General features: G+C 68.7%; 14 protein-coding genes and 1 pseudogene. 4 read left to right on the plus strand and 11 right to left on the minus strand.

The window, feature by feature from the left end:
* Both AWB94_RS02665 and yajC read right to left on the minus strand, forming a co-directional pair.
* Nucleotides 1-539 (minus strand): annotated as a pseudogene (locus AWB94_RS02665) (protein translocase subunit SecD); the annotation flags it as partial.
* Nucleotides 540-620: 81 nt separating this feature from the next.
* Nucleotides 621-995, minus strand: coding sequence for a preprotein translocase subunit YajC (gene yajC, locus AWB94_RS02670; protein WP_062659295.1), 375 nt, complete (start codon nucleotides 993-995; stop codon nucleotides 621-623).
* A gap of 314 nt (nucleotides 996-1,309) precedes the next feature.
* Here yajC and gabT point away from each other — a divergent pair, with 314 nt between their 5' ends.
* The gene (gene gabT / locus AWB94_RS02675; RefSeq protein WP_062659368.1) at nucleotides 1,310-2,650 is read left to right on the plus strand and encodes a 4-aminobutyrate--2-oxoglutarate transaminase; all 1,341 of its coding nucleotides are present in this window, start codon (nucleotides 1,310-1,312) and stop codon (nucleotides 2,648-2,650) included.
* Nucleotides 2,650-4,083: a gamma-aminobutyraldehyde dehydrogenase gene (locus tag AWB94_RS02680; RefSeq protein WP_062659296.1), complete on the plus strand. Its 1,434-nt coding sequence runs from the start codon at nucleotides 2,650-2,652 to the stop codon at nucleotides 4,081-4,083. The genes gabT and AWB94_RS02680 overlap by 1 nt, the downstream gene beginning before the upstream one ends.
* Before the next feature lie 2 nt (nucleotides 4,084-4,085).
* Here the strand turns inward: AWB94_RS02680 and AWB94_RS02685 are convergent, their stop codons facing one another.
* The 6 genes from AWB94_RS02685 to AWB94_RS02710 form a co-directional block, all read right to left on the minus strand.
* The gene (locus AWB94_RS02685) at nucleotides 4,086-4,706 is read right to left on the minus strand and encodes a hypothetical protein (protein ID WP_062659297.1); all 621 of its coding nucleotides are present in this window, start codon (nucleotides 4,704-4,706) and stop codon (nucleotides 4,086-4,088) included.
* 75 nt (nucleotides 4,707-4,781) lie between these two features.
* Nucleotides 4,782-5,165, minus strand: a complete 384-nt coding sequence (locus tag AWB94_RS02690; protein ID WP_062659298.1) for a DUF1304 domain-containing protein — start codon at nucleotides 5,163-5,165, stop codon at nucleotides 4,782-4,784.
* A 4-nt stretch (nucleotides 5,166-5,169) separates the two neighbouring features.
* Nucleotides 5,170-6,225, minus strand: coding sequence for a Holliday junction branch migration DNA helicase RuvB (gene ruvB, locus AWB94_RS02695; protein WP_062659299.1), 1,056 nt, complete (start codon nucleotides 6,223-6,225; stop codon nucleotides 5,170-5,172).
* Nucleotides 6,222-6,809 carry a Holliday junction branch migration protein RuvA gene (gene ruvA, locus AWB94_RS02700; RefSeq protein ID WP_062659300.1) on the minus strand — a complete coding sequence of 196 codons (588 nt, stop codon included), beginning with the start codon at nucleotides 6,807-6,809 and terminating at the stop codon, nucleotides 6,222-6,224. The genes ruvB and ruvA overlap by 4 nt, the downstream gene beginning before the upstream one ends.
* Entirely contained in the window at nucleotides 6,806-7,363 is a 558-nt protein-coding gene (gene ruvC, locus AWB94_RS02705; RefSeq protein WP_084395458.1) for a crossover junction endodeoxyribonuclease RuvC, read from the minus strand. The genes ruvA and ruvC overlap by 4 nt, the downstream gene beginning before the upstream one ends.
* A gap of 81 nt (nucleotides 7,364-7,444) precedes the next feature.
* A complete protein-coding gene (locus tag AWB94_RS02710; protein WP_062659302.1) occupies nucleotides 7,445-7,789 on the minus strand; it encodes a hypothetical protein in 345 nt (114 codons plus the stop codon).
* Nucleotides 7,790-7,815: 26 nt separating this feature from the next.
* Between AWB94_RS02710 and AWB94_RS02715 the strand changes: the two genes are divergently transcribed.
* Nucleotides 7,816-8,463 carry an NAD(P)H-binding protein gene (locus tag AWB94_RS02715; RefSeq protein ID WP_062659303.1) on the plus strand — a complete coding sequence of 216 codons (648 nt, stop codon included), beginning with the start codon at nucleotides 7,816-7,818 and terminating at the stop codon, nucleotides 8,461-8,463.
* Here the strand turns inward: AWB94_RS02715 and AWB94_RS02720 are convergent.
* Together AWB94_RS02720 and AWB94_RS02725 are read right to left on the minus strand one after the other, a co-directional pair.
* Nucleotides 8,460-9,215, minus strand: coding sequence for a YebC/PmpR family DNA-binding transcriptional regulator (locus AWB94_RS02720; RefSeq protein ID WP_062659304.1), 756 nt, complete (start codon nucleotides 9,213-9,215; stop codon nucleotides 8,460-8,462). The two genes, AWB94_RS02715 and AWB94_RS02720, sit on opposite strands and share 4 nt — an antisense overlap.
* 41 nt (nucleotides 9,216-9,256) lie before the next feature.
* Nucleotides 9,257-9,859, minus strand: coding sequence for a TetR/AcrR family transcriptional regulator (locus tag AWB94_RS02725; RefSeq protein ID WP_062659305.1), 603 nt, complete (start codon nucleotides 9,857-9,859; stop codon nucleotides 9,257-9,259).
* 61 nt (nucleotides 9,860-9,920) lie between these two features.
* Here AWB94_RS02725 and AWB94_RS02730 point away from each other — a divergent pair, with 61 nt between their 5' ends.
* Entirely contained in the window at nucleotides 9,921-11,648 is a 1,728-nt protein-coding gene (locus AWB94_RS02730) for a CocE/NonD family hydrolase (RefSeq protein WP_201029613.1), read from the plus strand.
* On the opposite strand, the gene AWB94_RS02735 is transcribed toward AWB94_RS02730, so the two are convergent.
* Nucleotides 11,631-12,808: mannosyltransferase YkcB-related protein (locus tag AWB94_RS02735; protein ID WP_474630411.1), on the minus strand; the 1,178-nt coding region annotated here is incomplete at its 5' end. The genes AWB94_RS02730 and AWB94_RS02735 overlap by 18 nt on opposite strands.

Here is a 12,808-nt window from a genome sequence, read left to right on the forward strand (position 1 = left end):
GGCGGGGCCGGGGTTTGTGCCCCGGGCGGTGTGGGCGGCTTGATCGGGGCCTCGGGCTCCGCGGGTGCCAGCAGCGGCGGTCCACCCGGCGGCAAGCCGGGCGGCACTCCCGGTGGAGCACCGGGGGCACCTTGCGGCGGCTGCTGCCCCTGCCCCTGCGCGGGGATCGCGTGGATCACCGGGCGGATGTAGAGGCGCGCGGTCTGGCCGAGGTTGCGGGCCTCGGTGCCGTCGTTGCCCGGCACGGTGATGACCAGGTTGTCCCCGTCGATGACGACCTCGGATCCGGACACGCCGAGCCCGTTGACGCGGGAGCTGATGATCTCCTGCGCTTGCATCAGCGCTTCCCGGGTCGGCCGGGAGCCATCCGGGGTGCGCGCGGTCAGTGTGACGCGGGTGCCACCCTGCAGGTCGATGCCCAGCTTGGGCTTTGCCTGCTTGTCACCGGTGAGAAAGACGAGAAGGTAGACGCCGACCAGAAGGATCAGAAAGAGCGCCAGGTAGCGGGCAGGATGCACCGGCGCCGAAGTCGATGCCACGGTTGTTGGGTCTCCTTGGAAGGGGTCTACACGGTACGAGCGTTACCGGGAGGGTACGCGGTGAGCCTGAACCGGTTGCGGTCAGTTGCCGTCGGCCTTGGGCGCCGGACGATCCGTGAGTTCCACGGCGCCGGACTGCTCGTCGGCGTAGCCCACCTCATCGTCATCGGCGGAGTCATCGGTGTCGTCCTCGTCGGCGGTGTCCTCGATGCGGTCGCGGACCGCGAGCTTCATCCACGTGGTGATGACTCCGGGCGCGATCTCCAGCTCGACGTTGTCGTCGGTGATGCCGGTGATGGTGCCCTGCAGGCCGGAGGTGGTGTGGATCCGGTCGCCGATCCGCAGCGATTCGTGCAGGTCGATGGTGGCCTGCATGGCCTTCTTCTGGCGGCGCGAGGCAAAGAACATGAACGCGCCCATGATGATGATGAGCGGCAGGAATACGACCAGATCCATGGGACGGCTGTCTTTCGTGGTTGTTACGCGGGCATGGCGGTGCGAACTCGGTCGCGGTGCCTCGTCGCAGACCAGTGTGCCATCACCGTGATGGCCCGCCGATCCGCCCCGGAACCAGCGGCGAGTTCCCGGCGGCCGGTGATCCGTCCCCAGGTTGCACTCATGGCGACGGAACTCGTGGCAAGATACTCCCTGTAGCACTCGATTCGAAGGTAGACAGCCGTTCAACTGCTGTTTTCACCCGCGTGTGTGGGTAGCCGATTAGGCTCGGATCGCGTGTCATCCCCGCTGTGCACACCGATCAGGAGTCAACTGTGACTGCCGTCGAGCAGACCCGTCATCTCGCCACCACCATCCCCGGCCCCAAGTCGTCGGCGCTGATCGAGCGCAAGACCGCCGCCGTGTCGCGCGGTGTCGGCACCACCATGCCCGTCTACGCCGCGCGTGCCGCCGGCGGCATCGTCGAGGACATCGACGGCAACCGGCTCATCGACCTCGGCTCGGGCATCGCGGTGACCACCATCGGCAACGCGTCACCCCGGGTCGTGGAGGCCGTCGCCGCCCAGGCCGCACGGTTCACCCACACGTGCTTCATGGTCACTCCCTACGAGGAGTACGTCGCGGTCTGCGAACAGCTCAACCGGCTGACCCCGGTCGCCGGCGACAAGCGTTCGGCGCTGTTCAACTCCGGCTCCGAAGCCGTCGAGAATGCCATCAAGATCGCCCGGTCCTACACCCGTAAGCAGGCCGTCGTCTCCTTCGACCACGCGTATCACGGCCGCACCAACCTCACCATGGCGCTGACCGCCAAGTCGATGCCCTACAAGCACGGCTTCGGCCCGTTCGCCCCCGAGGTGTACCGCGCTCCCCTGTCCTATCCGTTCCGCGACGCGGAGTTCGGCAAGGAACTGGCGACCGATGGTGAATTGGCCGCCAAGCGGGCGATCAGCGTGATCGACAAACAGGTCGGCGCGGACAATCTGGCCGCCGTCATCATCGAACCCATCCAGGGCGAGGGCGGTTTCATCGTCCCGGCCGAGGGCTTCCTGCCCACGCTGCTGGACTGGTGCCGCAAGAACGACGTCGTCTTCATCGCCGACGAGGTGCAGACCGGGTTCGCCCGTACCGGCAAGATGTTCGCCTGCGAACACGAGGGCATCGAACCGGATCTGATCGTCACCGCCAAGGGCATCGCCGACGGCCTGCCGTTGTCGGCGGTCACCGGCCGCGCCGAGATCATGGACGCCCCGCACGTTTCCGGGCTGGGCGGCACCTACGGCGGCAACCCGGTGGCCTGTGCGGCCGCGCTGGCCACCATCGCGACCATCGAGTCGGACAACATGGTGGCCCGCGCCGCCGAGATCGAGAAGCTGATGAAGGAACGCCTCGGCCGCATGCAGGCCGACGACGACCGCATCGGCGACGTCCGCGGCCGGGGCGCGATGATCGCCGTCGAACTGGTCAAGCCGGGCACCACCGAACCCGACGCCGACCTGACCAAGGCGCTGTGCGCGGCGGCCCACGCCCAGGGCGTGATCGTCTTGTCCTGTGGCACCTACGGAAACGTGCTGCGCTTCCTGCCGCCGCTGGCCATCTCCGACGAGCTGCTCAACGAGGGGCTCGACATCCTGGCCGCCGCCCTCAAGGCGTCGTGATGACCACCGTCAGAAATTTCATCGGCGGCGAACTGGTCGACTCGGTCAGCGGGGCCACCATGCCGCTCATCGATCCCTCCACCGGTGAGCAGTACGGTAGCGCCCCGATCTCCAACGAGGCCGATGTCGACAAGGCGTACACGGCGGCCGCGCAGGCGTTCAAGGAGTGGAAACGCACCACCCCGGCGCAGCGGCAGAAGGCGCTGCTGGATTTCGCCGACGACGTCGAACGCCACGCCGACGAACTGGTGGCGGCCGAGGGCCGCAACACCGGTAAGCCCAACCATGTCACGGCGGCCGAGGAGATCCCGCCGATGCTGGACCAGATCCGGTTCTTCGCCGGCGCGGCACGGGTTCTCGAGGGTAAATCGGCGGGCGAGTACATGGCCGGCCACACGTCGTGGATCCGCCGGGAACCGGTCGGCGTGATCGGCCAGGTGGCGCCATGGAACTACCCGATGATGATGGCGATCTGGAAGTTCTGCCCGGCTATCGCGGCGGGCAACACCGTCGTGCTCAAGCCCAGTGACACCACACCGGTGACCACGGTGATGTTGGCCGAGATCGCCGCCCGACACTTCCCCGCCGGCGTGCTCAACGTCGTCACCGGTGACCGGGTCACCGGCGCGGCCGTCGTCGCGCATCCCACACCCGAGATGGTGTCGATCACCGGATCGGTGGCGGCCGGTCGCGCGGTCGCGGTCAGCGCGGGCGGCCACCTGAAGCGCACCCACCTCGAGCTGGGCGGCAAGGCGCCGGTCATCGTCTTCGAGGACGCCGATATCGCCGCCGCCGCGGAAGGCATCGCCACCGCGGGATATTTCAACGCGGGACAGGACTGCACGGCCGCCACCCGGGTGCTGGCACCGGAATCGATCGTCGCCGATCTGACGGCCGCACTGGCCGAGCAGGCCAGGGCGGCGACCACGACCTTCGGCCGGCCGGCGGGTGACGAGGACGCCTGGGTACCTCCGGTGAACAACACCAACCAGATGCAGCGGGTGCTCGATTTCTTCGAGGACGTGCCGGGCCACGCCACCGTCGCAACCGGCGGAAAACGACAGGGTGACAACGGCTTCTATGTCGAGCCGACCGTGGTCGGCGGCCTGCGCCAGGACGACCGGATGATCCAGAACGAGATCTTCGGCCCCGTCATCACCGTGCAGTCGTTCACGTCCGAGGAGCAGGCCCTGGGCTGGGCCAACGGCGTCGAGTACGGACTGGCGTCCTCGGTGTGGACCAAGGACGTGTCGCGCGCCATCCGGATGTCCAACGCGCTGGACTTCGGTTGCGTGTGGATCAACACCCACATCCCCCTGGTGGCCGAGATGCCGCACGGTGGCTACAAGTCATCGGGTCACGGCAAGGACCTGTCGATGTACGGGTTCGAGGATTACACCCGGATCAAGCACGTGATGGTGTACACCGGCTGACGCTAGTGCGGCACCGGTGTGTGTCGGTGCCAGAACGCGCGGCGGCGCGGCGTGGTCTCCCTGGCCTCGGCCGGTTCGCTCACCTGCGCCGACGTGGTCAACGGCCGGCGCGCATAGCTCATGTCCCGGACACTGCGCACCGAGAGCCGGCCCACGGCCATGCCGCCGAGCACGGCGATGAGCGTGCCGAGACCGGTGAAGAACGTCAGTTCCAACAGCAACACCTGCTGGGAGTCCAGCCCGGTCGCGGGAGCGCCGATATCGCCGAGCGCCAGGGTGGCGGTGAACGATCTGCCGATCACGAACCAGGCGCCCGCGGCCACCGCGAGCCAGCCGCCCAGCATGGCGGTCGCGCGGTTACCCGACATCAGCAGCAACAGCCCGCCCAGGACGGCCACCGCGCCCGGTAGCACCTCCAGCCAGCCGCGGGCCCCGGTCCAGGTCCAGGCCTGGTCCGGGGTGTACGCGAAGTGCAGGTAGGGGCCGATGAACGGCGCGAGTGCACCCCACGCCCCCAAGATCATCACCAATAATCCGCTTGCCGCGCCGCGGCTGCGCGGGATGGCCAACCGCCCGGTGCGGGTCGGAACCACGGACTCCGTGGTGGCAGTGCTCTCAGTCATGTTTCCTCCTCATGCCTGGGCATGAGGTACCCGCTGCCCGGCCCGGTCAATCCGAGCCGCCTCCGCCGCCGCGGGTCAGGCCACTGCCACCGCCACCAGGATCACCGCGATCAGTGGCAGCACGCCCTGGGTGATGGCGGCGCGGGCCTTGTCCGGGGACGACAGCAGCAGCACCAGGGCCGCCGCCAGCATCGATCCGACGCCGGCGAAGATCAGTGCCGCACCGACCGCGGTATGGCCGGACAGCAGCGCCGCGATGCCGACGCCGGACACGATGGCCAGGAACAGGTTGTAGAACCCCTGGTTGAAGGCGAGCTCCTTGGTGGCGACCGCCTCCTCGGCGGAGAGGCCGAAGGTCGCCCGGGTCCGGGCTGACGTCCAGGTCAACGACTCCATCACGAAGATGTACACGTGCAGCAGCGCGGCAAGGGCCGCGACGATCACACCAGCGGTCAGCATGGCTCTATTCAAACAGCCCGGCCTGCCCCAAACCGGTGACCGGGGGCTGCAGACCGAGGTGTGTCCAGGCCTGCGGTGTCGCGACGCGGCCGCGCGGGGTGCGGGCGATCATGCCGGCCCGCACCAGGAACGGTTCGCAGACCTCCTCCACGGTGGCGGCTTCCTCACCGACAGCGACCGCCAGGGTGGACACCCCGACCGGTCCGCCCCCGAAGCTGCGGGTCAACGCCGACAACACGGCGCGGTCCAGCCGGTCCAGACCGAGTTCGTCGACGTCGTAGACCTCCAGGGCGGCCTTGGCGATATCGCGGGTGATGACACCGTCGGCGCGCACCTCGGCGTAATCGCGCACCCGGCGCAGCAGCCGGTTGGCGATACGGGGTGTGCCACGGGAGCGCCGGGCCACCTCGGCGCCGGCCTCGGCACCCAGTTCGATGCCGAGGATCCCGGCCGAGCGGGCGAGCACGCGCTCCAGATCGGCGGGGTCGTAGAAGTCCATGTGCGCGGTGAACCCGAACCGGTCGCGCAGCGGCCCCGTCAACGCACCGGACCGAGTGGTGGCGCCCACCAACGTGAACGGGGCGACGTCCAGCGGGATCGACGTCGCGCCGGGGCCCTTGCCCACCACGACGTCCACCCGGAAGTCCTCCATCGCGAGATAGAGCATCTCCTCGGCGGGCCGGGCGATCCGGTGGATCTCGTCGATGAACAGCACATCGCCCTCGACCAGATTGGACAGCATCGCGGCCAGATCGCCCGCACGTTCCAGGGCGGGCCCCGACGTGACGCGCAGCGCCGAACCCAGTTCGGCGGCGATGATCATCGCCAGCGACGTCTTGCCCAGGCCGGGTGGACCGGACAACAGGATGTGATCCGGGGTGCCGCCGCGATTCTTGGCACCCTCGATGACCAGCTGCAGCTGCTCGCGGACCCGGTGCTGGCCGATGAACTCCTGCAGCGAACGGGGCCGCAGACTGGCGTCGATATCGCCTTCACCGACGGTCAGCGCGGGCGAGACGTCCCGCTCCTCGGGTTCGGCGTCCTCGTCGAACCGGCTCATTTCTTACCCAGCATCGACAGCGCGGCACGCAGGGCACCCGAGGTGGTGGCCTCCGGATCGCCGGCCAGCACCTTGTCGGTGGCCTCCTCCGCCTGTTTGGCCGGAAAGCCAAGCCCGACAAGGGCTTCCACGACAGGTCCACGGACTCCGAACCCGCCGGCGGCGGCCGGACCCGCTCCGGCGACGGCGCCGATCTTGTCGCGCAGTTCGAGCACCATGCGCTCGGCGCCACGCTTGCCGATGCCGGGCACTCGGGTCAGTGCGGTGACGTCGCCGTCGGCCAGCGCCTGGCGCAACGCCTGCGCGTCGTACACCGCCAGGGTGGCCAGCGCGATCTTGGGCCCCACCCCGGACACGCCGAGCAGCGTGGTGAACAGGTCCCTGGCCTCGCCGTCGACGAAGCCGTACAACGTCATGGAGTCCTCGCGGACGATCATCGCGGTGATCAGCCGGGCGTCCTCGCCGCGGCGCAGCGTCGCCAGCGTGGACGGGGTGGCCATCACCTTGTAGCCGACACCGGCCGCTTCGATGACGGCGTGGTCCAGCGCGATGTCGATGACCTCGCCGCGTACCGATGCGATCACGCCCGGGCCGCCTTCAACCGAGCCTGGTAGGCGCGCTTGGCTTCGGCGGCCTTGGCCTCGGCCTCGGCCATCCGCGCGATCATCGGGGCACGCCAGCAGTGACAGATGGCCAACGCGAGCGCGTCGGCGGCATCCGCAGGTGTCGGTTTCTGTTGCAGGGCAAGGATTTTCGTCACCATGGTGGTGACCTGCGCCTTGTCGGCCCTGCCGTTGCCGGTCACCGCCGCCTTGACCTCGCTGGGGGTGTGGAAGTGCACGTCGATATCGCGCTTGGCCGCGGCCAGCGCGATGACACCGCCGGCCTGGGCGGTGCCCATCGCGGTGTTGGCGTTCTGGTTGGCGAACACCCGCTCGATGGCGATGACGTCGGGAAGGTGGGTGTCCATCCAGTGCTCGACGGTGTCGCTGATGGTGAGCAACCGCCGGTGCAGCGGCGTGTCGGCGGGCGTGCGCACCACGTCGACGTCCAGGGCGATGACATGGCGCCCGCGCCCGGTCTCGATCACCGACAGACCGCAGCGCGTCAGCCCGGGATCGACTCCCATTACCCGCACGCCAACCCCTTCACCGACAGAACACGTGTTCGATTAGCCTAGCGGGCCGGTCCGTCACCGCCCGGCAGGGACACGCGGGCCTCAGATCGCGTAGTGCCCGGACCGCCAGCCCTGGGCCAGCCGCAAGACGTGCTCGTCGATGCGGGCACCCGAGCGCCGCCAGCCCCGCACCAGCTCTGTCTCCATTTCCTGCCCGCCGCGTCGAAACCTATCCCCGGGTCGCTGCGCTCCTGCCCGCCGAATGACGATGCGCCACCGCGCGCCCAGAACCTTGGCCTCCAGCCAGAACGGCCACAGCAGCAGGAACGGCGCGGCGAGCAACCAGGTGAACCAATCGAAGTCGACGACATCGCTGAGGTCCGGGAACGGCCACCACCGCCGGTGCACCGACCATTGCGTGCCGTTGGGATCCGTGACCACAGCCATGGCAGACATCCTGGCACGCTGGTGGCATGCACATCGTCATCGCCGGCGGACACGGCAAGATCGCCCTGCTGCTGGAACGCCTGCTCAGCGCCCGCGGGGACACGGTCACCGGGATCATCCGCAACCCCGCCCACGCCGCCGACCTGGAGGCCGCCGGCGCCGTGCCGGTCGTGCTCGATCTGGAACGGGCGTCGGTCGATCAAGTCGCCGAGGTGGTGCGCGGCGCCGACGCGGTGGTGTTCGCCGCAGGCGCCGGGCCCGGCAGCGGCGCGGCGCGCAAACAGACCGTCGACCATGACGCCGCGGTGCTGCTCGCCGACGCAGCCGAAGCCGCCGGTGTCCGGCGTTATGTCATGGTGTCGGCGATCGGCGCCGACGACCGCAGCCGGGACGCGGAGTACGACGAGGTGTTCGGTGCCTATATCCGGGCCAAGTCCGAGGCGGACGCGAATGTGCGGGCGCGGGCCGGCCTGCGCACCACCGTTGTGCGGCCGGGCGGGCTCACCGACGAGCCGGGCACCGGGAAGGTCACCATCGCCGAGTCGACCGGACGCGGCACCATCCCCCGCGCCGATGTCGCGGGCGTGCTGCTTGCCGTGCTGGACCGGCCGGACACCGCCGGGCGCACGTTCGAGGTGATCGGTGGGGATACGCCGATCAGCGCCGCGATCTAGTCCTCTTCGAGGGCGGCGGCGACATCTTCGGGGATGTCGACGTTGGTGTAGACCTCTTGCACGTCGTCGCTGTCCTCCAGCGCGTCGACCAGTTTGAGCACCTTGCGGGCGCCGTCCAGGTCCACCTGCACACTGACCGACGGCTGGAAGCTCGCCTCGGCCGATTCGTAATCGATCCCGGCGTCCTGCAGCGCGGTACGCACGGCGACCAAGTCGGTGGGCTCGGAGATGATCTCGAAACTCTCGCCCAGGTCGTTGATCTCCTCGGCACCGGCTTCCAGCACCGCAGCCAGCACATCGTCCTCGGACAGGCCGTTCTTCTCCAGGGTGATGATGCCCTTGCGGGAGAACAGGTACGCCACCGAACCCGGGTCGGCCATGTTGCCACCGTTGCGCGTCATCGCCACGCGGACCTCACCGGCGGCCCGATTCTTGTTGTCGGTCAGACACTCGATCAGTACCGCGACACCGTTGGGCCCGTAGCCCTCGTAGGTGATGGTCTGCCAGTCGGCGCCGCCGGCCTCTTCACCGGCGCCGCGCTTGCGCGCGCGCTCGATGTTGTCGTTGGGGACCGAGGACTTCTTGGCCTTCTGGATGGCGTCGTAGAGGGTCGGGTTGCCGCCCGGGTCACCGCCACCGGTCCTGGCCGCCACTTCGATGTTCTTGATCAGCTTGGCGAAGTTCTTGCCCCGGCGGGCGTCGATGATCGCCTTCTTGTGCTTCGTGGTGGCCCACTTGGAATGGCCGCTCATGCAGGTACGCCCTCTTTCTGATCAAACTCCGGCTGTCCAGTCTACGTGGACAGATCCCCTTCGATATAACGCTGGAGGTTCGGCGCGACGGCGGCGACCAGTTCCTCGTCGGTCATGGTGGCCACCGGCTCGATCTGCCAGATGTAGCGCATCATCGCCAAGCCCATGATCTGCGAGGACACCAGGCCGCTGCGCACCTGGCGATCGTGCTCGTCGGCACCCAGCTGTGCAACCCCCATCAGCTGACCTTCGACCACGCGGCGCAGTTTTTCCCGGGTGCTCTGCTCGTGGGCCGCGGTCTGTAGCACCGAGCGCAGTACCGGTCCGATCTCGTCGTCGGCCCATGCAGCGAGCATCAGCCGCAACAGCGCGGCGCCGAGGTCGGGCAGCGGTGTCGTCCAGGTCTTGGCGACATTCTCCAACCAGCGCGGCGGCGGTGTCGTGGCCGCGTCCAGCAGCCGATCCTTGGACCCGAAGTAGTGGTAGACCAGCGCCGGATCGACCTCGGCCGCCCGTGCCACCGACCGGATCGTCGTCCCGGCGTATCCGGTGTCCGCGAACGCATCGCGGGCAGCGGTGAGGATGCGCGCCTGCAGGACGCCGCGTTCGTCTCGCGGCCCCGCGGGCACCGCCTTCTTCGCCATGGCGACACCCTACCAATATTTTCACGTTGCGTTGAGACTAGTTTCAACGTACCGTGAGACTATGGCAATGTCTCCCCTGAAAGCCCCCCTGAACGGGCCGCAGACCACCGGCCGCACGTTCCGCAATCTCAGCGAGCCGCAGTACGGCATCCGGCACGACGTCAACGTCGGCGTGCCGGTCCGCGACGGCATTTCACTGCTGGCCGACGTACACCGGCCCGATGGCGACGGCCGCTTCCCCGCCCTGATCGCCGCGTCGCCCTACCCGCGTCAGATCCAGGATCTCGGCGCACCGATGGGTTTCATCGAGGCCGGCAGCACCCCGTTCTGGGTATCGCGCGGTTACGCACACGTGATCGCCAACGTCCGCGGGACGGGCGGATCGGGCGGCGAATTCGGTTTCTTCGACGGGCAGGAACGTCGGGATATGCACGACCTCGTCGAATGGGCCGCGGCCCAACCGTGGTGTGACGGCAACGTGGGAATGATCGGCATCAGCTACTTCGCGATGACCCAGCTGGAAGCCGCGGTCGAACGACCTCCGCACCTCAAGGCCATCTTCCCGCTGGCCGTCACCTCGGACCTGTTCGAGGCCGCCTCACACCACGGCCTGGTGAGTTCGGCCTTCGTCACGCCGTTCCTGTCGATGCTGGGGTTGACCGCCGCCCGCACCGACGACTTCTGGCGCAGCCTGCCGCTGCAGATTGCCCGCAAGGTGCTCAACCTTCCGCCGCTGCATCGCAAGTTCGGCACGATGAACGGCGAGGCCGCGGTGACGCTGATGCACCAGCTCCTCAAGCTGCCGCACGACCCGCACCCCTGGGATGACCTCTGGCTGGATGTGTTCGTCACCCACCCCGTGCGCGACGAGTGGTGGGACGAGCGGGATCTCACGCCGCTGCTGGGCAATATCGACATCCCGGTCTATCTGGGCTGTGACTGGGAGAACGTGCCGCTGCACCTGCCCTCGACGTTCATCACGTGGAAAGCGCTCGCGCACAACCCGAACGTGCAACTGGGCATGCTCGACCGGTACGGCTTGACGTGGCCGTGGGAAAGCATGCACACCGAGGCGCTGGCCTGGTACGACCACTGGCTCAAGGGTCGCGACACCGGGATCCTCGACGGCGACCGCGTCCGGTACGCCCTCCCCGGTGGCGAGCCCGCGAAATGGCACACCAGCACGTCCTGGCCGCCGGCAGCGACAGCCACCGAGTTCGCGCTGCGCGCCGACGGCGTTCTCGGCGCCGACGAAGGGCAGCCCGGGACGAGGGCGTACATGACCTTGGGCGCCGGGACCGGTCGGGTCAAGGCCGGCGCACTCGACCCGCCGGCGATGCTCATCTGGACATCTCCGGAGTTGTCGGCCGATCTGGATGTCGTCGGGGAGATCGAGCTGCGGCTCGTCGCGTCGTCCACCGCCGCCGACGCGGCATGGCTGGCCACCCTGCGGGATGTGGCACCCGACGGCGAGGTGACCGATGTGACGGCCGGCTGGTTGCGGGCCGGCCTGCGTGAGGTCGACCCGGCCGCGAGCGCACCCGGAGCCCCGGTGCTACCCTGCCGCCGACCGGTCGCGATCCCGATCGGCGAGCCCGTCGAGTATCGAATTCCGTTGGTACCCAACGCCCGGCGCTTCCGCAAGGGGCACCGTATCCAGCTGGTGCTGGCCGGCGATGATCAGGATCCGGACGTGCCCGCGATCATGAACTTCCGGCACGCGAGCGTGGGCACCAGCAGCCTGAACACGGTCGCCTCGTCGTCGCGCCTGCTACTGCCCGTGGTCTGAGTTCGCACCGGCCTTCGGTGCGGTGAGGTCGTACACCGTGTCGGTGCCGACCTTGACCGGCGTGAAATGGGCTTTGACCCAATCCGAGATGTCGGTGTGCACGTTGCGACCGAAAGCGCCGTGGCCGTTGGAAGCCGGCAGGATGTAGTAGGTGATCCGATGGCCTGCCACATCGTCCTGGAATTGGCTCAGGGTGGGCACCGGGTCGCTGCCGATGAATCCGCCGATCGCCATCACCGCTGTGCCCGTCGACAATTCGAGCGACGACGCCGCCGAGGACCGGTTGATCGCCGCCGACCACGTCGTCGTGGTGCGCTTGAGCATGGCGTCCAGTTGCGGGTTGTCGATGTCCTGGCCCCACCCGCCGTGCCGGCCACCGGCCTGAGCCGGACCCACCGACGGTCCCCCGCCGGTGTGCGGTTGGCCGATGGTGGCCACCGAGTAGGCCGCCGAACCCGCGAGGCCGCCCAGCACGGCCACCGTCAGCGCGACCGCGGCGATCCGTCCCCGCCGGGACGATGCCAGCGCCCACAGCAGCGTGAGCGTGGCCACCACGGTCACCGCGACGATCACCCACCGCAGCGGGGGCAGCCAACTCGCGTTTCGCCCAAGGATCCACCAGCTCCAACCGCCGGTGACCAGCAGCAGGGCGGCCAGACCGACGCGACCGAACCAGCCGTCGCGGCGGCGCCACATCTCGTGCGTCCCGATGGCGAACATCGCAGCCACCGCCGGCGCTAGCGACATGCAGTAGTACGGATGCACGTTGGTCTTCATGAAGCTCAGCACCAACCCGTCGATCAACAGCCAGCCGCCGAACAGGATGGCGCCGGCCCGGACGGTGTCGGTGCGCGGGGCGCGACCGCGGGAGGCCAGCACCAGCACCGTCGCCAGCAGCGCACCGACCAGCAGCCAGCCGATCTCGTAGCCGAATTCGCCGGTGAACAGCCGGGGCAGGCCCTGCTGTTGGTCGCCCCAGCCACCCATGCCGTGATGTGGTTGGCCGACGGCCTGCCCGGCCGCCGCACCGATCTGTGGCCCACGCTGGAACCCGTAGTTGTTGTGCCCGAGCACCCGGCCGAAACCGTTGTAGCCGAGGACCAGGTTCATGAAATTGTTGTCGGTGGAACCGGCCAGATACGGCCGCGACGACGCCGGCC

This window comes from Mycolicibacterium canariasense, assembly GCF_002101555.1.
Lineage (GTDB): Bacteria > Actinomycetota > Actinomycetes > Mycobacteriales > Mycobacteriaceae > Mycobacterium > Mycobacterium canariasense.

Coding starts and splice junctions, on each gene's coding strand:
- yajC (WP_062659295.1), bottom strand. CDS start 995: ATGGATCTGGTCGTATTCCTGCCGCTCATCATCATCATGGGCGCGTTC.
- AWB94_RS02680 (WP_062659296.1), top strand. CDS start 2,650: ATGACCACCGTCAGAAATTTCATCGGCGGCGAACTGGTCGACTCGGTC.
- AWB94_RS02685 (WP_062659297.1), bottom strand. CDS start 4,706: ATGACTGAGAGCACTGCCACCACGGAGTCCGTGGTTCCGACCCGCACC.
- AWB94_RS02690 (WP_062659298.1), bottom strand. CDS start 5,165: ATGCTGACCGCTGGTGTGATCGTCGCGGCCCTTGCCGCGCTGCTGCAC.
- ruvB (WP_062659299.1), bottom strand. CDS start 6,225: ATGAGCCGGTTCGACGAGGACGCCGAACCCGAGGAGCGGGACGTCTCG.
- AWB94_RS02710 (WP_062659302.1), bottom strand. CDS start 7,789: ATGGCTGTGGTCACGGATCCCAACGGCACGCAATGGTCGGTGCACCGG.
- AWB94_RS02715 (WP_062659303.1), top strand. CDS start 7,816: ATGCACATCGTCATCGCCGGCGGACACGGCAAGATCGCCCTGCTGCTG.
- AWB94_RS02720 (WP_062659304.1), bottom strand. CDS start 9,215: ATGAGCGGCCATTCCAAGTGGGCCACCACGAAGCACAAGAAGGCGATC.
- AWB94_RS02725 (WP_062659305.1), bottom strand. CDS start 9,859: ATGGCGAAGAAGGCGGTGCCCGCGGGGCCGCGAGACGAACGCGGCGTC.
- AWB94_RS02730 (WP_201029613.1), top strand. CDS start 9,921: ATGGCAATGTCTCCCCTGAAAGCCCCCCTGAACGGGCCGCAGACCACC.